Below are 21,084 nucleotides of genomic sequence, written 5' to 3' on the forward strand. Positions count from 1 at the left end.
CATTGACTATTCTTGCCGTCTAAAAGGGGGGCGACATGAAGAAATTATTGTTGGGGATGTGTCTGGCATTCATGGTGCTGCTGGCAGCAGGGGCCGGAGTCATTTACTCCGGCGTCGTCAGTGTCGCGGCAGATGATCCGCATGGGTCATGGGTCCATGGAATTCTTGAAACGGCGCGTGAACGTTCGATCGAAAGCCACGCGAGTGATATCGCCGCGCCACCCCTCGATGATGAAGCCATGAAAGTGGCGGGGGCCGGCAATTATGCATCGATGTGTGCCTCCTGCCATCTCGCGCCAGGCATGCAAGAGACAGAGCTCAGCAAGGGGCTTTACCCCAGTCCACCGAATTTTGTATCTTCGGATATGCATGGTGAGCCTGAAGAGCGCTTCTGGGTCATCAAGCATGGGATAAAAGCCAGCGGAATGCCGGCATGGGGCAAGAGCATGCAGGATGAATATATCTGGCAGATGGTCGCTTTCATGCAAGAGCTACCGGACATGAGTGCTGCTCGTTATACGGCTCTTGTGGCAGCAAGTGATGGTCATCAACATGGCGGAGGCGAGACTGCACAATCACCGTCATCGCATCATGACGATGACACCCGCCAACCACATCACGCTAGGGAAGCTGATGGGCCTGCTGATTTACAAGACAGCCATGAGCCGGAGGGCAGTCATGAGCCGAAAGAGAATCATGAGCCGAAGGACAGTGGCCGGGCTGAGGATCATCCTCACTCATCACATGATGCAGAGCATCAACATTGAGGCCAGGGCCAGCATCAGGCATCGGAAGTGACGTACACGGCCAGCCGCAAACAACATGACCTGCCTGACAGGCGTACGATGCCAGAGCCGGCCTCAGCTTGAAGAGGTGGTGCACGGCGACATTCTCGATGTGCTGGCAGAGACGCCGGCATCCTGCGTGGCGATCAGCTGTCGCATCAGTGCCAACTGGCAGCAGGGCGAGCAACTCGCGAGACTCGTCGAGGTGATTCTTCGTCATCCACGCCTGCGAATCGTGATCGATGCCTGTGATGTCGAACGTCTGCCGTTGTCCACGCGCATCGTGTCGGGCAGCGGTCGCCATCAACTGGCCTGGCAGACCCTGTCACGTCACATGCTGGAGCCGGAATGGGGCATGCATGCCGTCCACTGGCGGGGCGAGAAGCCTGATAGGCCGGCATGGGTCAGCGCCTGTGAACCTGCGACGCTGACCCGATGTCTTGCCCGCCAGTTGCCTGGTCATGAGGTGCGTTGTCTGCCGCCCCTGATCCCGCAGGACCCCGGCTTCACGCTCGTCATCACGCCACGCACGCCCTGATTCCCCCGCACGTTCTCATTCTCATGCCGGCCATCGGCGTGAGCTGATGTGTGAGCCAATTCGCGAGCAGAGGCATGCCGTGCCGAATCACGCCGTCTGGGTAGCTTCCTCGACCCGCTCGGCGCGTTCGGCGCGTTCGGCACGCTTGAGCATGCGATAGCGAGAGCGCACCTCGTCACGTTCCAGGTAGCAGCCTTGCAACCAGCGGCTGCCGCTGTCGCCCTCGAAGGCATCGCGGGCGTGCAGCAGGCGGCGATTGTCGAAGATGACCATGTCGCCGGGGGCATAGGTGAAGCGCATGGCGAAGCGCGGCTCACGCAACATGCGCTGTAGCGTCATCAGTGCCTCATAGGCGGTCTCGGTCTGCTCGAACGGCGCCATCATCGGCCCGCGCAGGAAGTCGGCGATTCGCACCTCCAGCAGTTCTCCTGCCTGACCCAGCACGATCATCGGCGAATACCAGACATGATCGGTATTGCGCGAGGTATTGGCGTAGCGCCAGTGCACCGTGGTGAGTGTCGCGTAGGCCTCGGGGTGTTCTTCCTTCAGCGCCGCCGCGATGGCGAAGCCATCCATCATCACCGCCATGCCGCCTTCCACGGTGTTCTCGAGACAGTAGAGGCATTGCAGGCCCGGCTGATATTCCCGGGTCGGCAGGTCCACATGCGGCGGCAAGGCGATGGAGGTATAGGCGTTCGAATCCGGGTTCTGGATTGCGCGGACATTGAAGAGGTGGCCGAAGTTGGTGGTGCGGATCGAGCCGATGCGCTCGGCGACCTTTTCGATGGCGCCTTCTTCCGTCGGCAGGTTGCGCAGGCGCACCAGTCCCTTGCCGAGCAGTTCGTGCAGGGTCGGATACAGAATCTCCGCCTCCTGCGCGCTGCCATGATCGGCCTCGGCCAGGCGGGCGGCATCGATGGTCGGCGGCTGTTCCAGCTGCTCACCGTGCCAGAGCGTCAGCGGCGGCAGTTCCGGCGGCAGCGCGTCCTGGTTGTCATAGTCATTGGCGCGCAGGAAGCCCGGGTGGAAGCGCAGGCGGCGGTCTTCTGGCGTGAACAGTACGCTGAGTGCGCCGTCCTCATCGATGCTGGCCTCGGCGATTTCCGGCCAGGCGGGAATCTGGGAGAGGTCCAGAATGCGTTCGCGCGTCGCCGGATTGACGGTGGTATCGTCCGCGGCGTTCTCGCGCAACCAGACACTATGAAAACGGCTGACGCGGCCATCGCTCCAGGTCACGCTCAGATAGCGTGCTTCGTGAACGACCTTCACGAGAGTCTCGTCAATTGGCCAGCTGTCGTAATCGGGTGTGATCGGGAGCGCCATGGAGAGTCCTTCCTTCTGTCAGGTGAGCGATTCCCCGACAGAATGGCAGCCCACGGCGCTCGCTACTGTGCCCAATTCGACACCGACTGTGCCCAATTCGACATCGCGTTGCGGGTATCGAGCGTGGATCACATCAGAGGACGTGGTGGCTGACGGCGTGCCTGGGTCGGGGTAATGCCGAAGCGACGGCGAAAGGCACGGGTGAAACTCGAATGCGAGGTGAAACCGCAGGCCAGGGCGATATCGGTCACGCCATGGCGGGTATCGTGAAGCAGGCTGCGTGCATGCAGCAGGCGACGCTCCCCATGATAGGCGCGAGGCGTGCAGCCGAGCCCTTGCTGGAAGCGGCGCTCCAGCTGGCGCCATGAGAGGCCGAGTTCCTCGGCGAGTGCCTCGATGCTGAGCGGGGCCTCCAGGGTGTTCTCCATGCGCGTGATCGCACGCCTGAGCAGCGGGTCAGCCAGATCGGCCGTCTGCTGACTGATGCCGCGCTGGCGGCTGGCCGGCAGTCGGCCCTGATCGAGAATCAGCTGTTCGCGTACCGCTTGATAGAGTGTCTGGCCATGCTGGCGGCGGATCAGCTCCAGGCTCATGTCCAGCGGGGCGCTGCCGCCGGCGCAGAAGAAGCCATCGTCACTGATTTCATACAGTGACTCCACGGCGTCCACCTCATCGAAGCGCTGGCTGAATTCCGGCAGGCTTTCCCAATGCAGCGTGACCGTCTTGCCGGCGAGCAGGCCGGCGCGCGCCAGCACGAAGCAGCCGGTATCCACGCCTCCCAGCTGGCAGCCGCTGTGTGCCCGCTTCTGCAACCAGTGCAAGGTGCGGTCTTCCAGATAGGCTTCCGGGGCAAAGCTGGTGCACACCACCAGTTTGTCCACTGCGGTGAGCTCATCACGTGCAGTATCCACCGGCAGCAGCATGCCGTTGGAAGCCTTGACCGGCGCGCCATCCTGGCTTGCGAGTGTCCATTGATAAAGGCGCGCACCACGCAGTCGATTCGCGATGCGCAGCGGCTCGATCATCGAGAAAAGCGCGACCATCGCAAAGCCCGGCAGCAGGAAGATGCCGAGTTGGTGACGGTCAGCGGGGGCAGGCGAGGCAAGGGTGGCGGTCAGGGGCGCAATGCTGGTGGGCTGGTCAGACAACACGCCGTCTTCCGGAAGGCCGAAGGCGTAGGACGCACCGGGTGGGACAGCGCTGGAATCGTGTGAAGGCATGAGGATAGGCAACGACGACGTCGGGTGGCTCGGCAGAAGGGGATGGGCCTGACCTTAGCGTGTTCGCTACCTGACTGCGAGAGAGACGATGGCGTGACCCAAGGGCTCTGTTGAAAGGAGTTCAGTAAGCAGGCTCCGCCTTGCATGTGGCTCCTGATCAGGACAGACAGGGCGGAGTATTTCACGAATCATTGCGTTATAGCATCCTGAGGCAGTTGCGCCCTGCTTCCTTGGCCGCGTACATGGCCTCATCGGCGCGTGCGATCAACTGCTCACGCGTGGCGCTGTCATCGGGCTCCAGACAGGTCACCCCGATGCTCAATGACAGTGGAAGTTGTTGGCCATTGTACTTCAGGACACTGTCCATCATGCGTTGTCGGAGCAGGTTGAGACGCGTGGCCGAGTCACTGAGCAGCGAGTCAGGTAGAATTGCCAGGAATTCTTCTCCACCCCATCTGGCAAGGGTGTCGCCGGGCAACAGAACCTCTCCGGCGAGGACGCTCAAGTGTTGTAGAGCAAGATCCCCGGCGTCATGGCCATGATTGTCGTTGATCTTCTTGAAGTGATCGAAGTCCAGCAGCGCTACGCACAGGGGGTGATCCACCTCGGCACTGGCAAGTGCCGCGATGCTGTCGTCGAGCACCTGCTGGGCATGGCGGCGATTGTAGAGGCCGGTCAATGGATCGGTGATCGCGATCTTCTCGAGTGCCTGATGCGCTTCTTGCAGGGCAGTGAAGTCATTGGCGCGTGCGACCTCGTGGCCGGCCCAGAGCGCTATCAGACGCACCAGCTCGATATCCTGTGGGGTGAAGGGGGGGACCGGGTCCGGGCTTGAGAAATTGAAGGTGCCATAACGCTCGCCATCCACGATCACTGGCGCCCCGATATAAGCTTCCAGGTTGAAGCTGGCGTAGCAGGGGTGATTGCGTATCTCACTGTTGGCCACATGGTGGAAGGCCTGCACACTGTCAGCCCTGTAAACGTGATCGCAGTAAGTCTCGCTTAGCGAAAAGCTCAGCCCTGGCTCCAGCAGGTCTTCCGGGTGACAGGCACGCTGGACGATATAATCGTCGCCCGAGATGCGGCTGAAGATACCGATCGGCAGACCGAAATGAGCGCAGCCCAGTTTCAGCAGCTCGTCAATACGCGCATTGAAGTTGAGATCGCGTGATGAAGTGATGGCATGCAGGCTGTGCAGGGTATGTTCTGCTGTCACGCGCCGTGAGACATCGCGGATCAGCCCGAACATGAAGATGTTGTCGCTGGTGGGGTCCTTGATGGGGCCACCGAGCGTTTCTCCATAGAAGTAGGTGCCATCCTGGCGTCGGTAGCGGATGACCCGGCCTTCCTTGGCGGGTTTGGCATCGACACGAAAGCGTCTCTGCCCCTGGCGTTCGAACTCATCACTGGAGGCATACAGCACACGTGTCTGCTGGCCGATCAATGCTTCACGCGGGTAGCCGAATGCCTCCACCGCACTGTCGTTCATATAGGTGATATGGCGCTGATCATCTGCAAGCAAGATGATGTCGTCGATCTGGCCCAGCATCTGGCCCAGCAGGGTTTGAATCGTCTCAAAGCGTTGCATGATGCAGACTCCTTGTGAGTGCCGCTATCTCGGGGAGAGGCTTCCCTTGTCTCAGACATCCATATTGTCATGTCGACGGGAAGGCACGGCATTTCTGGCATCAAGCTCAGGCTTCACGCCAAATGTTGTACGATGCAGAATTCATATTATCGTATGAGGAGGCAGGTACGCCTTGCTATCATCCCGTCCGGCATTCGTGTATTCAACGCAAGGGTAATTCAGTGCCAGAGGCCGTATCTGAAGATATCCCCCACGCTCCTGTCGAACTTCATGGCTTCGTGCTGACACGCCATTGGCGGGACACGTCAGAGGGAGTGGTGATCAGCTTCTGGATCCGCACCGAAGAGGGCGCCGTACGTGTTGAATGTGCGCCCCAGAATGTCGTCGCTTTCCTGCCCGCCGAACAGCAGGTGCTGGCAGAGACACTGGTGAGGTTTGAGGTCGGCGCCGAGTTGCGTCCGCTGGCATTGGAAGACTTCCACCATCGCCCGATAGTGGGGCTCTACTGCCGTGAATATCGCACCCTGGACCAGCTGGCGCGTCGTTTGAAGGCGATTGGGGTCGATGTCTACGAAGCGGATGTTCGTCCGACGGACCGCTATCTGATGGAGCGTTTCATCACGGCAGGCGTCACGGCACGCGGCGAGCGCCAGCCTGATGGCAGCGTGAGGAATGCACGGCTGGCTCCGCTGAAGGGCTATCGGCCACCACTGCGATGGGCATCGCTGGATATCGAGACCGATGCGCGGGGCAATCTGTATTCCATCGCGCTCGAGGGTTGCGGTCAGCATCAGGTGTACATGCTGGGCCCCCCTAATGGCGAGGAGAGCGCCAGCCGCGATTTCTCGCTGGAGTACCGCGTCAGCCGGCGTGACTTGCTGCAATGCCTGCTGGACTGGGTCGCAAGGCATGATCCTGATGTCATCATCGGCTGGAACGTCATCCAGTTCGATCTGCGCATGCTGGTGCGGCTGTCAGAGGCCGAAGGCCTGCCGCTGCGACTGGGGCGTGACGCCAGCGTGATGCAGTGGCGCCCTCATCCTCGCCAGGCCGAGCACTTCTTTGCCGGGATCGCCGGGCGCTGGGTGGTGGATGGCATCGAGGCGCTCAAGTCAGCCTTCTGGCATTTCGAGTCGTTCAGCCTCGAGAATGTCTCGCGTGAGCTGTTGCACGAAGGCAAGGCCATCGATGACCCTTACGGCCGGCTGGACGAGATTCTGCGCATGTTCGCCGAGGACAAGCCTTCCCTGGCGCGCTACAACCTCAAGGATTGCGAGCTGGTCACCCGTATCTTTTCGAAGACGCGACTGATGGAGTTTCTGCTCGCGCGGGCGGCAGCCACGGGGCTCGAGGTAGATCGCAGCGGTGGTTCGGTGGCGGCCTTCACGCATCTGTATCTGCCGAGATTGCACCGGCTGGGCAAGGTCGCGCCCAATCTGGGAGACGTGGTGGGGGAGGACAGCCCCGGCGGCTTCGTGATGGATTCCCAGCCAGGGCTTTATGACTCGGTGCTGGTGCTGGATTTCAAGAGTCTGTATCCCTCCATCATCCGCACTTTCCTGATCGACCCGCTGGGCCTGGTCGAAGGGCTGCGTGGGTCGGAGAACGGCACGGATGATGCCCCTGAGGCCGGTGTGCCCGGTTTTCTCGGCGCGCGCTTCTCGCGTGACCGACACTGCCTGCCGGGCATCGTCGCCGAGATCTGGCAAGCACGTGACGCCGCCCGCGCGGCGGGTGATGCCCCGCTGACCCAGGCGCTCAAGATCATCATGAATGCCTTCTACGGCGTGCTGGGGTCACGCGGCTGTCGTTTCTTCGATCCACGGCTGGCGTCCTCGATCACGCGGCGTGGCCATCAGATCATCCAGCAGACGGTGGAGTTGATCGAGGCGCAGGGCTATCGCGTCATCTATGGCGATACCGACTCCACCTTCGTGTGGCTGGGCGCTGCGCATGAGGAAGCCGAGGCGAGCCGGATCGGCCGTGAGCTGGCGGCGCATGTCACCGACTGGTGGCGACGGCATCTCAAGGACAGTCTGGATCTCGACAGCGCGTTGGAGCTGCAGTTCGAGACCCACTATCAGCGCTTCGTGATGCCGACCATTCGCGGGGCCGAAGAGGGCAGCAAGAAACGCTACGCTGGGCTGCAACAGACAGGCAGCGGCAGCCAGACGGAACTGGTGTTCAAGGGACTGGAGTCTGTGCGCTCTGACTGGACGCCGCTGGCAAAGACCTTCCAGCAGGGACTCTATCGCCGCATCTTCGAAGGCAGCCCCTATCAGGAGTACCTGAAAGGCTTCGTGCAGGATTACCTGCAACGCCATGCCCATGGAGCGGCGGACACTACGGATGTCGAGGCCTTGATCTACCGCAAGCGACTGAGGCGCAAGCTCGACGATTATCAGCGCAACGTGCCGCCCCATGTCCGTGCGGCGCGTCTGGCGGATGAAGAGAACCGCCGGCGGGGCCTGCCGTTACGCTATCAGCGCGGCGGCTGGATTCGCTATGTGATGACCACCTCCGGCCCGGAACCTCTCGAATATCTGCGCTCGCCCATTGATGTCGAGCATTACCTGAGTCGCCAGCTCAAGCCCGTCGCCGATGGCATCCTGCCATTCGTGGGGGATGATTTCGATCGCCTGCTGGATCGTCAGATGACGCTGTGGTGACGCTTTTTGCGTAGTGATAATCTTTCTCATTATTTCTTGCATTAATGTATGTTCGACGTAAGATCCTCTCTCGGTGCAGCCATCAGGCCTGCACAGTTTTCATGTGATGGCGGTCTGATCGCCATGGTGCCCGGGAGCAGGTGTGACGTTACTGAAAGTGGTTCTTGCCCATTATCGCTGGTCCTTTGTTGGCGTGATGCTTCTCAGTCTTGCCAGCGCGGGATTGGGTATCGGTGTCATTGCCTATATCAACCAGCGACTCATCACACATGCTGATTCCGCCCCCCTGGATCAAGGGCTTGCGGCCCATGTCGGGGTGCTTCCGGAGTTTCTCGGACTGATTCTGCTGTTGCTGGCGATCACCTTGGGGGCACAGCTGGCGTTGACGACGCTGGGGCATCATTTCGTGCACGGACTTCGCGGGCGTCTGGTCAAGCAGATTCTCGATACCGATATCGAGCGGCTCGAGCAGCTGGGCAGTGCCAATCTGCTGGCGAGTCTGTCCAGCGACATCCGCAACATCACCCTGGCGTTCGTGCGTCTGCCGGAACTGGTGCAGGGCATCGTGCTGACCCTGGGGGCCGTGTTCTATCTTGGCTGGCTATCCCCCGGCATGATGCTGGTCACTGCCATCTGGGTGACCTTGACCATCATGGGGGGCAGCTGGCTGGTCACGCGAGTCTATCGCCACCTGGCCGAGGTGCGAGAAGCGGAGAGTCGCCTTTACGCCGACTATGAGGCTGTCATCGATGGACGCAAGGAACTGGCGCTCAATCGACCCCGTGCGCGTGACTATTTCGACACTCGCTACAGCGTCAATGCCCGCGAGTATCGTCACCACGTCGTACGTGCCGATACCTACCACCTGAGTGCCGTCAACTTCTCCAATATCATGATGCTGGGGGCCATCGGCATCGTCTTCTATCTGGCCAATGGCCTGGGGTGGGCCAGTGGTGAGGTCGCCGCGACCTTTTCCCTGACGCTTCTCTTCCTGCGTACCCCGCTGATTCAGGCAGTAGGCGCATTGCCGACTCTGCTGGGGGCGGATGTGGCCTTCGCCAAGCTGCGCAAGCTGGCATTGGCTCAGGTCAACGCCGATTTCTCATCACCTCAAGGTGTGCAGCCTCAGGCACAGGCATCAGCCGCAGACACGTCGGCCGAATCTGGCTGGCAGACCCTGAGCCTGCAGAGTGTCTGCTTTCGCTATGGCAGTCACGTGAATAGTGAGCACAGCGCACAGCAGGACGATCAACAGGCCTTCTCGGTCGGCCCGCTGGATCTCACCCTCAGACGCGGTGAGCTGGTGTTTCTGATCGGCGGCAACGGCAGTGGCAAGTCGACTCTGGCCAAGCTCTTGACCGGTCTCTATCAGCCGACGTCAGGCTCACTTCTGCGCGATGGGCGCCCGATTAAGGCGCATGAGCGGGAAGGTTGGCGTCAGCAGTTCTCGGCAGTCTTCACCGATTTCCATCAGTTTGATCGTCTGCTGGGGCCGACCGGCGAGCCGGCGGACCCGGCACTCATCGCACAGTGGATGGAATATCTGCAGATGCGAGAGAAGCTGATGCTGGACGGAAATCGCATCGTCAATACGGAGCTGTCGCAGGGACAGCGCAAGCGACTGGCGCTGTTGATGGCCGTGGCCGAGTGTCGTGACATCCTGCTGCTGGATGAATGGGCGGCAGATCAGGACCCGCAGTTCCGTCGTATCTTCTATCGTGATCTCTTGCCGCATCTGCGCGAGATGGGCAAGACGGTGTTTGCCATCAGTCACGATGATCATTATTTCGAGCAGGCGGACCGATTGTTCGAGATGCGTGCCGGCAAGCTGCAGGAGTTGTCGGGCGCCCAGCGTGATCGCATCAGTCAGGATGCCGTCGCGCGTCTGGATGAAGCCTGAAACACCCCGATCGGGCTGGCGGAGAGGACGGCCGCGGGATGCCGCGGCCGCTCATTTCCACCGAAATCACCTGACAGGCAGTGGCAGGACGTGAGCCCAGGAGCCGGGCTCATGTGATGGGCCAGGGAGGATACCCACGGCAGCAGACTCCACGACTTGCGTTGCTGCAGTGTGGTGACACGCGCGATTCTCGAGATTGCAGGCAGGATCTCCGTGAAATGGCGGGCCATCATGATCGATGAAAGATAAATACGAATCATCCTGATTCCATTCCGTATTCGATATCAGCGTGCCAGTGAGAGATGCGTCGAGACGGAAGGGGAGATTGACCACATAACGATCGTTGCAAGGGAACACGACATGTCCAGATATCCAACATCACGGCAGGCACCTGTCCGGCCGGCACTCGCCCCTCTTTCGCATGCCATACGGCTCTGCATCGCGGCAGGGCTCCTGTCACAGTCGGCCAGCGTGCTGGCTGACGAGACCGATGACACCATGGTCGTGGTCGGCACGGCACTGAAAGTCGATGCGCCGCTGGTGGAGACGCCGCGTCCGGTCTCGACGGTCAATCGCGAAGAGCTCGACACGCGCAACGTCCAGCAGCTCGATGAAACCTTCCGCTACCGTGCCGGCGTCCTGTCTGGCCACTATGGGTCGGACAACAATACCGATTGGTTCAAGGTGCGAGGCTTTGATCAATCCACCTATCAGGATGGCCTGCGCATCTACCGTGAAGGCTTCTATCAGTGGTTGCCGGAGACCTGGGGGCTGGAGCGCGTCGATCTGTTCAAGGGGCCTTCTTCCATCCTTTACGGGGAGGCGCCTCCCGGCGGATTGATCAACGCCATAAGCAAGCGCCCCACCGATGAGCCACAGAGCGAGATTCAGATTCAGGTCGGCAATCGCGGTCTGCGCCAGACGGGGCTCGATACCAGTGGCTATCTGAGCGATGACGGTGACGTACGCTATCGGCTGGTCGGGTTGTATCGCGAACGTGATGGGGATCTCGACCACACTGAGAACGAGCGCTACTACTTCGCGCCGAGCCTGACCTGGGACATCTCGGATGCAACCCAGCTGACGCTGCTCGCCAGCCTCCAGAAGGATGATGGCGTGCCCACCAATGCCTTCAAGCTGGCCTATGGCACCGTGGACGATACACCGTTCGGCAAGGTGGACCCGCAGACCAACTACAGCGAGCCGGGGTATGACAAGGATGAGCGTACCCAGACCTCCCTGGGCTATGAGCTGCGCCACCAGCTGAACGACACTTGGGCGCTGGAGCAGGACTTCCGCTATAGCCAGCTGGATCTCGACCTGATCAGCAGCTACATCCTCTTTCAGTCCTCGGCGCGCGAAGGGCAGCGGGGGCTGCTGTACCGCGAGGGCACCATCGACAGCTATACCGTCGACAATCGCGCCATCGGCAAGTGGTATGGCGAGCGCACCGAGAACACCTTGCTGCTGGGCGTGGATTATCAGAATCTGAGCCTGTCGGGCAAGGAAGCTGATGATTATGCCTTTGGCGATCCGATCGATCTATTTGACCCGCAATACGGTAATTACACCGCCTTGAGCGATGACCAGATTACGCGGCGCGATATCGACAAGGAGCAGATCGGCCTCTATGTGCAGGATCAGCTGCGCATCGACGACGAGTGGGTATTGCTGGCCGGGGTTCGCTACGACCAGGCCGAGACCGAGAACGTCAATCGGACTACAGGGGTTCGTGAGCGCTCCGATGATGACGAGATCAGCTGGTCGGGCGGGGTGATGTACCTGACGGACTTCGGTCTCAATCCCTATCTGAGCTATACCGAATCCTTCGAGCCGATCAGTGCGACCGATGATGGTGGCTCTCTGTACGAGCCTCGAGAAGGACGCCAGTGGGAGCTGGGTGCCAAGTATCAGCCCGCCGGCTGGGATGGTTACGTGACGGCGGCTGTCTTTGACCTCACCGAAGACAATACGCTGGTCACCACCGGCGGTGTTCAGGTGCAGGAGGGCGAGCGTCAGTCGCGTGGCTTCGAGCTGGAAATGGTCGGTTACCTGACGGACCACCTCAAGCTGACCTCGGCGTATACCTATACGGATGCACGCCTGGAAGACGATGTCCGCGCGCCGCTGATACCGCGCCACCAAGCTTCCAGCTGGCTGGATTACGCCTTCGAGAGTGGTTCCCTGGAGGGCCTGCGTCTGGGGGCGGGTGCCCGCTATGTCGGTGAATCGGTGGATGGCGACACCACCGTGTCGGACTATCTGCTGTTCGATGCGATGGTGGGGTATGACTTCACGCGCGAGCTGAGCGCTCAGATCAATGTCAGCAACCTCACCGACAAGGAATATGTCGCCAGCTGCAGCTACTGGTGCTACTACGGGGAATCCCGCAGCATCATCGGCAGTCTGAGCTATCGCTTCTGATTCCCTGCGTCCTTGCATCAGTCCTTTGAACGACAACGCCCCGCAGGCTGCTGCCTGCGGGGCGTTGTCGTGTCTGGCCGGGTATCACCTTCCTTCCCGTCATGGGGTGCTGTTGTCCCCGGTAACGTCCTACATCAACGCCAGATGATTGTCCCAGTGGGTATTGGCCAGGCGCACCGGCCCCAGTGCCGGCAGGCCATCCTCATCGATCAACAGCCATTCCCCGCGTCCATTGCTGACCACGAATCCTGCGGGGGTCTCCTGCGTCGCCGGCACCGCCAGCACCCCGGCGCAGTCAGCGAAGTCCAGTGTCGTCTCAAGCTCTCCTGTCTCGAGGTTCCAAAGCGTGATCAGATTGCCCCGTGGGGCGGTCGCCACGGCCAGGTGACCCTGGGGGGTGATGGCGATGCTCGCGATGTATTGCTTGAACTGCGGGACGTATTCCTGTGGTAGCGGCAATTCCTGCAAGGTCTCGCTGGCGGGGCGCTTCATCACCACCAGAGGGTGATGGTCCGAGGCCGGCCCCTGATACTGGTACCCCGCGACGATGGTGCCATCACGGCTGACATCCAGGTGTCGCAATGACAACTGGTGGTGCGATGGCTCGCCTTGCCAGCGAATCTCGCCCGAGACACGGTCGAGCAAGGTCAGATTCGACTGCATGCTGCCCAGATTGAGCTTGACCCGACCGGTTTCAGGCCGCGTCAGAATCCCGCCATTGGCGATGATCAGCTGCTGACCATCCGGATGCAGGCGAATTTCATGCGGGCCGATCCCGCCACTGGCGAACTCGCCGATCCGCGCGAAGTCACGATTCACGTCGTAGATGCCGATGCGGCCTTCTCCGGGCGCGATGGCATTCTCGGTGGTGTAGAGCAGACCGCCATCCGGGCTGAACACGCCATGCCCATAGAAGTGGCGGTCCGGTGCGGCCTCGATGCGTGCGATCCGCTCACCGCTATCGAGGTCGAAGACATTGATTTCCGTCCCCGGACGCCGTGAGAAGGTCAGCGCCCACGGCTTGTGAGGGTGCCGAGTGGCACCGTGGGCGCGCTGGCGTATCGGCTGGCGCCAGCGCTCCACTCCCTGATAGCTGGTGCAGCTGGCAAAGTGCTGCCCCGTGTCATCATCACATGCTGAGATGGCCACCCCGAGCGGCTCGCGCCCCTGGGCGCTGGCGGCGTTGTTGCCGCCTGCCACGGCCATGCCGCAGGGCAATCCCATCAGTGGCGTGCAGGCCAACGCCTTGAGCAGCCGACGTCGCTGGCGGGCGTCGGCTGCGTGTGTGTCTGTCATGCCGTGAGGCATCTCGCCTGGCCCCTTGTCAGTTGTCATTCGCCGCTCTCAATTCCTCAGTCGCCATCGGTGCTGTTGAAGCCCAGTGACAGGCCCAGCGCCGGGTTGAGCGTGTCGGCAAAACTGGCCTGCAGGGTCTCGACATGGATCAAGGCCTGCTGCAGCTCACCATTGCGCGGGTCATCGCGCAGTATGGCGGCGAGATCATCCGGCAGGGCGACGAAGGCCTGGCGTGCATCGACGAAATCGCTTGTGGTGGAGGCCACCATGCGCGGATCGACCTGCTGATTCAGATAGCCTTGAATGCCAGCGGCCTCGTCATTGCCGAGCCAGAGCGTTTCCATCATCGCAAGCGTCGCCCCGATGTTGGCGAGCCCCATGCCGCCACGCCAGGACTCAGCCGCATAGGGGTTGGCCGTGCCGCCGTTGTCGAGGCCGATCGGGCGACGCAGTTTGCGGTCCTTGATGGCTTCCAGCTGGACGGTCATCGCGCGTACCAGGGAAAGCACGGCGTCACGCGAATCGCTGAAGGCGCCAGTGCCTTCGGCCAGTTGCGGCGCAAACTGCTGCCACTCATCACGCAGCGTCTTGCCAGTATTGGCGGCATAGGAGGTGTTGGCCGTCATCAACTCGCAGCGGCGCGAGTCGGCGGTGAGGGGAGAGTCGGCATAGCGGGCATCGAACAGCTGATACTCCACGCTGCCCAGTCCCTGCATGACGATGGATTGCTCCGCCAGACTCTCGACCGTGATCGGGGCATCACCGGCGAGCAGGGCGCGGGTCTTGCGCGCGACCAGATCCTTCTTGTCAGGCCAGAAATATAGCTGCCATTGACGCGAGTTCTGCAGGATCGGGCCCATTTCCACCCAGTTGACCTGATTCAGCCCCAGCATGGCGCTGCGCCAGTCCTGCTTGAGGGTGTCGAGGGTCACGTCACCCTCGGCGGAGCAGAAGTCTTGAGTATGCTGCTCTAGCTGTTGCAGGCGGCTGGCAAGTTGCTGGTGCGCCTCGCTCAGCGTGTCAGCGGCAAACCGGCTGACCGCCGCTGCGCTGTTGGTGTCTGTGGCGGCGTCTGTGTTGGCACCAGAAGAGTCCGTCGCCGCCAGTGTGCTCGTAGGCAATAGCGAGGCGCCCAGCAGCGTCATGCCACAGGCCATCAGGGCCAGGGGCGAGGTCTTCCGCAGGGCAGGTTTCATCGGGGTTGCAGCTGGGGTGAAGGTGTCGCGGGGCATGAACGGGTATTCCTTGTCAGAGAGTCTCGAGGAAGCGCAACAGGGCTTCACGCTGGTCAGTCGGTAGGGCCACGACGGCATCGCGGCTGGGCTGGGCTTCGCCGCCATGCCATAGCACGGCCTCGAGCAGGGTGCGTGCACGGCCATCATGCAAGAAGCCCGTGGCAGGGTTGACCTTCTGGGCCAGGCCGATGCCCCACAGGGGCGGCGTGCGCCATTCTTGACCGCTGGCGTCGAATTCGCGGCGATCATCCGCCAGTCCTTCGCCCATGTCATGCAGCAGCATGTCGCTGTAGGGCCAGATCGTCTGCTCGGCCAGTTGTTTCGCCACGCCGCCGGACCGGGTGGTCATGCGTGGGCGGTGGCAGCTGGCGCATTCAAGCTCGCGGAACAGTTGCTCGCCTTGGCGCACCGTCGGGTCATCGATGTCACGCCGAGTGGGTACGGCCAGGTTACGCGAATAGAACGCCACATTGTCCATGACATTGTCGTCGACCTCGATCTCTCCCCCATCGGGCAGTGTCTCGCACTTCTGATGCGGGGTGCAGTCGCTGGAGCTGACCAGGTTGGAGGTCAGCCCCATGTCGCCGGCGAAGGCCTTGGCGCTCTGCTGTCGCACATCGGGCTGGCCGGCCTTCCAGCCGAAACGCCCCATGACCTCGCGTTGCTCGGCGAGTGACCAGACAGTATTGGGGCGCCCGCTGATGCCGTCGCCATCCGCATCCTGCGGGTCGGCCCACTCGAGCAAGGTCTCGTCGCTGACCGCCTCGAGCAGCCCCAGCCCCACCATGCCGGGGGCGAGACGCGGGGAGAGCGCGATGGCGCCCGGATCACCGAAGCCGGGTTCGACGATGGAATAGCGCGGCTTGCGCAACGCGATCACTTCCCCGTCCGCCAGGGTCACCGTCACTGGCTCGTAATCCACTTGCATGCGGCCTTCGCGCGCGATGCCCGGTGCGGCGGCATTCTGCAGCTGGGTGCCATAGACAGGATGTGGCATCACCCCGGCGATACGCCGGAATTCACGCTCCTCATCGCTCCAGCTGTCCTCGTGGCTGTCCGGCAGACCCAGGCGCAGGAAAAGGCCCACCGAGGGGTCGCCCTCGGCCGGCAGGCTGCCGCGACCATCCTTGACGTGGCAGTTCTGGCAGGCGTTGGTGTTGAACAGCGGGCCGAGGCCATCGCGCGCGGTGGTGCTGGCGGGCGCGATCACCCAGGGGCTCTTGAAGAAGCTGTTGCCGACACTGAAGGACAGACGCTGATCGAAGCTCAGGTTCTTGGCCGGCAGCGAATAGGCATTGGTATCGTGCTTGGGCACGCTGCCTTCACCGCCGCTTCTGGCGTTCTCCTGCATCGGTAGCGCGGACAGGTACTGTGTCACTGTCAGCGCTGAATTCGCGGCAGGCTCGTCATGAACTGCCCACACCGACTGCGCCGGCAGGAATGTCAGCGCGATAGCGAGTGATAGGGAGCGCCGTAGCGGGTGGCGTGAGGGGATATCGGATATCAAGGGTTGCATCACGGTAGGTCCTTGCATGCGCTGTCAGGTTGCGAGCTCGTCTCAGGCTGCCGAATGCCCAAGAGATTTAGCATGAGCGCATAAAACACTGTCACGAAAAGCATCAACGCCCGCCCTGTACAGGACAGGAGCGGGCGAGGGGGTTGACACGATACGGGGCGATTCAGGAATCGCCCCATGAACTGGTAATGGCGAGATCAGAACTCATGGTCCGCGGTATCGGCCTTCATGCCGCTGATGCCGACATCGTCTGCAATCTCTTCGATCAGGCGGGTCTGGGCGACCAGATCCTGAATGCTGGCATTGATGATCTCGGCGCCTTCAGCGTTGCCCGGGGCGATCATCTGGTCAAACTTCATGCCGCCGTCGGCTTCTGCCGTGTCGACCATCACCTGCAGCTGGCCCATGGTGGTGTCCAGTGCCTCGTGCATCTTCTCGGCCAGTTCCGGGTCATTCTGGGCGACGAGTGCATGCAGTGACGGGCCTTCGAAGGTGCGACCGTCCAGGGTCACGTACTTGCCTTCGTAGACGTTCTGGATGCCCTTGGCATTGTAGAAGTGCGAGTAGTGGGTGTTGTCGGAGAAGCAGTCATGCTCGTCTTCATAGGAGTTGGCTTCCAGCGCGACCTTCATGCGCTCACCGGCCAGCTCGCCCAGTGACAGGGAGCCCATGCCGAACAGCATCTTCTCGAGGCCTTCACCGGCTGGCAGTGAAGTCAGTTCCGCACGGTAATTGTCCTTCTCGTCCTGTGCCCACTGGCCGACCATGTATTCCAGGTCGCTGATCAGCAGGTCGTTGGCGGCCAGCAGGTAGGCGCCACGACGGTCACAGTTGCTACCGGTGCAGTCCTCGCCCTTGGCGAAGTCGGTCGCCGGACGCTCGCCGGCACCGGCCTCAAAGCCGTGCATGTCCTGACCCCAGAGCAGGAATTCGATGGCATGGTAGCCACTGGCCACGTTGGCCTCGAAACCGCCCAGCTCGTTGAGGGACGCCAGCAGCTCCGGGGTGATCTCGGTGGTGTCGATCTTGTCAGCACCGATCTGCACGCTGTCGCTGGCGATGATGTTGGCGCTGGCACCCGGGTTGCCCAGCTCTGCCTGATAGCCGTCGCCTTCGACGTAATCGATCAGCCCTTCATCCAGCGGCCAGGCGTTCAGCTGACCTTCCCAGTCATCGACGATGGAATTGCCGAAGCGGAAGACTTCGCTCTGCTGGTAGGCGACGCGCGCTTCCTTCCAGGCGGCACGTGCCGCGGCCAGCGTCGCCTCGGAGGGAGACTCGATCAGCGCGGCATTGGCGGCGCGCAGGGCATTGGCACTGGCCAGGGCATCGCTGTAGGTAGCGTGCGCGACGTTGGCGTACTGAGCGACGACAGCGGCTGCCGTCACCGCATTGTCATGTGCGTCGCCATGATGCTCTGCCAAAGCGGCACCGGTGAACATGGAGGCTGACAATGCGATGGCAGCTGCCAGCGGCTTGCGTGAGGCAAAACGGAAAGAGGCAGTCATGTGAATCCCTTGATCGGTCTGTTGTTATGCAGTGCGCGCAGAACGGCAGTGCGTGGGGTAGCTCGAGAGAGGGCGGGAAGTCATTACACGATCTCTCGATGGTCGGCCCGCATCTCACTGGATAATATTGAGAACCTTTATTATTTGCAATCGACAAAACGTGAGTCCTGCAACGCAAGGGTGCACTGACTGCAATGCGTCAATGCGCTGCACATCACTTGTGGCTGCCTGAGCAGGGTGATCGTCACACTCGTGCTGGTCGGGCCAGCCAGGCTAACCGAGTCCGGTCAGGCCATGGCAGAGCGTGTCAGGCCAGACCCGCGGCCTGTATCAGGGCACGCGTATAGTCCTCGCGAGGGTTGCCGAGCACTTCTGCCGTCGTGCCCGTTTCCACCAGACGTCCTTCACGCAACACCATTACCCGATGGGACAGCGCGCGAACCACTGCCAGGTCATGACTGATGAACAGATAGCTCAGGCCTCGGCGTGCCTGAAGTTCACGCAGCAGGGCAATCAGCTGTTTCTGCACGCTGCGGTCCAGTGCCGAGGTGGGCTCATCGAGCACCAGCAGTCTGGGCTCGAGGATCAGGGCGCGTGCCAGGGCAATCCGCTGACGTTGGCCGCCGGAGAACTCGTGGGGATAGCGATCGGCACACGCCGAGGGCAGTTCGACTTCCTCCAGCACCCGTGCCACACGCAGGCGAACCTCGTCCTTGTTGAGCGTTGGATGATGAAAGCGCAGACCTTCACTGATGATGTCCGCCACCGGCATGCGCGGCGACAGCGAGCCATAGGGGTCCTGGAAGACGATCTGCATCTGACGGCGACGCAGGCGCAGCGTATTGCGATCCAGCGTATCGATGCGTTCGTTCTCGAGGTGGATCTCGCCCTTGGCGGCCTGCAACTTCAAGAGCGCCAGGGCGAGTGTTGTCTTGCCGGAGCCCGATTCCCCGACCACGCCCAGCGTCTCGCCGCGGGCCAGTGTCAGATCCAGCGGATGAACGGCGACGAAGTCAGCGGGGCGCTTCTGGAACAGCTTCTTGCTGCGCGCGAAGCGCACCTCCAGCTTGCGCGCGGCGAGAACCGGTGTCGCGGCGTCCTCGGCACTCAAGTCGCTGGCGAGGCCTTCGGGTTCGGCGGCCAGCAGCTCGCGGGTGTAATCGGCCTGCGGCGCATCGAATACCCCGTCGACGCGCCCTTGCTCGATGCATTCCCCGTCGCGCATCACGATCACGCGGTCGGCATGACGGCGCACCAGATTGAGGTCATGGCTGATCAGGACCATCGCCATGCCCTGGTCGCGACGCAGGCGATCCAGCAGCTGGAGTATCTCCTGCTGCACGGTGACATCCAGCGCCGTGGTCGGCTCATCGGCGATCAACAGCGGTGGCTGATTGGCCATCGCCATGGCGATCATCACGCGCTGGCGTTGCCCGCCGGAGAGCTGGTGTGGCCAGGCGTCGATCAACTCCTCGGGGCGCGGTAGCTGCACCTGGCAGAGCAGCTCCAACACGCGCTGGCGGGCGGCATTGCCACGCAGTCCCTGCTGGAGGCGCAGGCTTTCACTGATCTGTTCGCCGACACGCATCAATGGGTTGAGCGAGGTCATCGGCTCTTGGAATACGAAGCCGATCTGTCCACCACGCACCCGCTGCCATTGGCGTGGCGTCAGGGCGGCCAGATCCAGCGTCTTGCCGTCCGGCTGCGTGAATTCGCGCTGCCCGGTGACATGGGCGTGGCCTGGCAGCAGGCCAAGACTCGCCAACAGACTGACGGACTTGCCCGATCCGGACTCGCCGACGATGGCCAGGCATTCTCCCCGTCTGACTTCAAGGCCGAGATGCTTGACGACGGCTGTCTGACCGAAGCGGATGCAGAGGTCGTCAAGTCTCAGCACGCTGGCAGTGGCGGCGGTGTTGGCTGCAGGTGAAGAGGGATGACTCATGCGTTCTGCTCCCGGGCACTGATATGACGTGGGTCGAAGGCATCGCGCAGCCCTTCGCCGATGAAGACCAACAGCGTCAGCATGATGCCGAGGCTCAGGAAGGCGGTCATGCCCAGCCACGGTGCCTGCAGATTGTTCTTGCCTTGGGCGACCAGCTCGCCCAGTGAGGGGGAACCGGCCGGCAGGCCGAAGCCGAGGAAATCCAGTGCGGTCAGAGTGGTAATGGCGCCGGTGAACAGGAAGGGGATGAAGGTCAGGGTGGCGACCATCGCGTTGGGCAGCACATGACGCCACATGATCAGGCGCGAGGGCAGCCCCATGGCCCGGGCGGCGCGCACGTATTCCAGATTGCGCGCGCGCAGGAATTCGGCGCGCACGATATCGACGATGCCCAGCCACGAGAACAGCAACATGATGCCGGTCAGCCACCATAGGTTCGGCTCGACGATGCTGGCGAGAATGATCAGCAGGAACAGCACCGGCAGGCCAGACCACACCTCGATCAGGCGCTGGCCGATCAGGTCGACCTTGCCGCCGAAGTAGCCCTGCACGCCACCGATCACCACCCCCAGCACCAGCGAGCCCGCCGTCAGTACCAGCGCGAAGATCACCGACAGCCGGAAGCCATAGATGACGCGCGCCAGTACGTCACGGCCCTGGTCATCGGTGCCCAGCCAATGCCGGCCATTGGGGGCCGACGGCGCCGGAGAGCCCAGATTCAGATCCAGGGTGTCGTAGGAGTAGGGAATCAAGGTGTTGAGCATGAAGCCCTGCGCCTCGATGGCCTCGATCACATAGGGGTCGCGATAGTCTGTGGCGGTGGGCAGGAAGCCGCCGAAGGTGGTCTCCGGATACTCGTGCAGCATCGGCAGGTAGGTCTCGCCTTGATGCTCGACCAGCAGGGGGCGGTCATTGGCGATCAGCTCGGCCCCCAGCGAGAGCACGAACAGCACGCCGAAGATCAGCAGCGACCACCAGGCGCGACGGTTGTCACGAAATGCCGCCATGCGCCGTCGGGTGATGGGCGACAGGCGTGAGGCGCGCGGGCGTTCCAGTGGCTGCTGGCTTTCGTCGCTCGCGTCGTGAGCGGGTGTTTCGTGATTTGAGGTTCTGTGAACCGTTGTCTCGTGGCGCATG

14 protein-coding genes are annotated in these 21,084 nt (G+C 62.0%); 5 read left to right on the forward strand and 9 right to left on the reverse strand.

The genetic code is table 11. The features are described from left to right. The first annotated feature begins 35 nt into the window (after positions 1-35). Positions 36-767, forward strand: coding sequence for a c-type cytochrome (locus tag AC5WNJ_RS07615; RefSeq protein WP_153635668.1), 732 nt, complete (start codon positions 36-38; stop codon positions 765-767). Between the two features lie 55 nt (positions 768-822). Continuing rightward, positions 823-1,323 (forward strand): hypothetical protein, encoded by a 501-nt coding sequence (locus AC5WNJ_RS07620; RefSeq protein WP_175090229.1) that lies wholly within the window; start codon positions 823-825, stop codon positions 1,321-1,323. 87 nt (positions 1,324-1,410) lie between these two features. On the opposite strand, the gene AC5WNJ_RS07625 is transcribed toward AC5WNJ_RS07620, so the two are convergent. The 3 genes from AC5WNJ_RS07625 to AC5WNJ_RS07635 all read right to left on the reverse strand — a co-directional run bounded on the left by AC5WNJ_RS07625 (position 1,411) and on the right by AC5WNJ_RS07635 (position 5,454). Beyond that, on the reverse strand, positions 1,411-2,646 hold the full coding sequence (locus tag AC5WNJ_RS07625; protein WP_253064625.1) for a TauD/TfdA family dioxygenase: 1,236 nt from the start codon (positions 2,644-2,646) through the stop codon (positions 1,411-1,413). A 128-nt stretch (positions 2,647-2,774) separates the two neighbouring features. Then, the gene (locus AC5WNJ_RS07630; protein ID WP_253064626.1) at positions 2,775-3,866 is read right to left on the reverse strand and encodes a GlxA family transcriptional regulator; all 1,092 of its coding nucleotides are present in this window, start codon (positions 3,864-3,866) and stop codon (positions 2,775-2,777) included. A 196-nt stretch (positions 3,867-4,062) separates the two neighbouring features. Then, on the reverse strand, positions 4,063-5,454 hold the full coding sequence (locus AC5WNJ_RS07635; protein ID WP_176676969.1) for a bifunctional diguanylate cyclase/phosphodiesterase: 1,392 nt from the start codon (positions 5,452-5,454) through the stop codon (positions 4,063-4,065). A gap of 221 nt (positions 5,455-5,675) precedes the next feature. Here AC5WNJ_RS07635 and AC5WNJ_RS07640 point away from each other — a divergent pair, with 221 nt between their 5' ends. From AC5WNJ_RS07640 to AC5WNJ_RS07650, 3 genes are all read left to right on the forward strand, one after another. Next, entirely contained in the window at positions 5,676-8,123 is a 2,448-nt protein-coding gene (locus AC5WNJ_RS07640) for a DNA polymerase II (RefSeq protein ID WP_253064627.1), read from the forward strand. 142 nt (positions 8,124-8,265) lie between these two features. After that, on the forward strand, positions 8,266-10,023 hold the full coding sequence (locus tag AC5WNJ_RS07645) for a multidrug ABC transporter permease/ATP-binding protein (RefSeq protein WP_176676971.1): 1,758 nt from the start codon (positions 8,266-8,268) through the stop codon (positions 10,021-10,023). A gap of 360 nt (positions 10,024-10,383) precedes the next feature. Then, positions 10,384-12,447 carry a TonB-dependent siderophore receptor gene (locus tag AC5WNJ_RS07650; protein ID WP_176676972.1) on the forward strand — a complete coding sequence of 688 codons (2,064 nt, stop codon included), beginning with the start codon at positions 10,384-10,386 and terminating at the stop codon, positions 12,445-12,447. Positions 12,448-12,576: 129 nt separating this feature from the next. Here AC5WNJ_RS07650 and AC5WNJ_RS07655 read toward each other — a convergent pair whose 3' ends face one another. From AC5WNJ_RS07655 to AC5WNJ_RS07680, 6 genes are all read right to left on the reverse strand, one after another. Further along, positions 12,577-13,743, reverse strand: coding sequence for a DUF1513 domain-containing protein (locus AC5WNJ_RS07655; RefSeq protein WP_495930914.1), 1,167 nt, complete (start codon positions 13,741-13,743; stop codon positions 12,577-12,579). Positions 13,744-13,799: 56 nt separating this feature from the next. Next, complete coding sequence (locus tag AC5WNJ_RS07660; protein WP_495930915.1) at positions 13,800-14,975, reverse strand: imelysin family protein; 1,176 nt, start codon at positions 14,973-14,975, stop codon at positions 13,800-13,802. 16 nt (positions 14,976-14,991) lie between these two features. Beyond that, entirely contained in the window at positions 14,992-16,494 is a 1,503-nt protein-coding gene (locus tag AC5WNJ_RS07665) for a di-heme oxidoreductase family protein (RefSeq protein WP_495930916.1), read from the reverse strand. Between the two features lie 197 nt (positions 16,495-16,691). Next, entirely contained in the window at positions 16,692-18,002 is a 1,311-nt protein-coding gene (locus tag AC5WNJ_RS07670; RefSeq protein WP_253064632.1) for an imelysin family protein, read from the reverse strand. A 307-nt stretch (positions 18,003-18,309) separates the two neighbouring features. Further along, positions 18,310-19,947, reverse strand: coding sequence for an ABC transporter ATP-binding protein (locus AC5WNJ_RS07675; protein WP_253064634.1), 1,638 nt, complete (start codon positions 19,945-19,947; stop codon positions 18,310-18,312). Beyond that, positions 19,944-21,083, reverse strand: coding sequence for an ABC transporter permease (locus tag AC5WNJ_RS07680; RefSeq protein WP_290441804.1), 1,140 nt, complete (start codon positions 21,081-21,083; stop codon positions 19,944-19,946). Before AC5WNJ_RS07680 ends, AC5WNJ_RS07675 begins: the two co-directional genes overlap by 4 nt. Position 21,084 lies beyond the last annotated feature (1 nt).

Source organism: Cobetia sp. PDI-23MA (assembly GCF_059507735.1).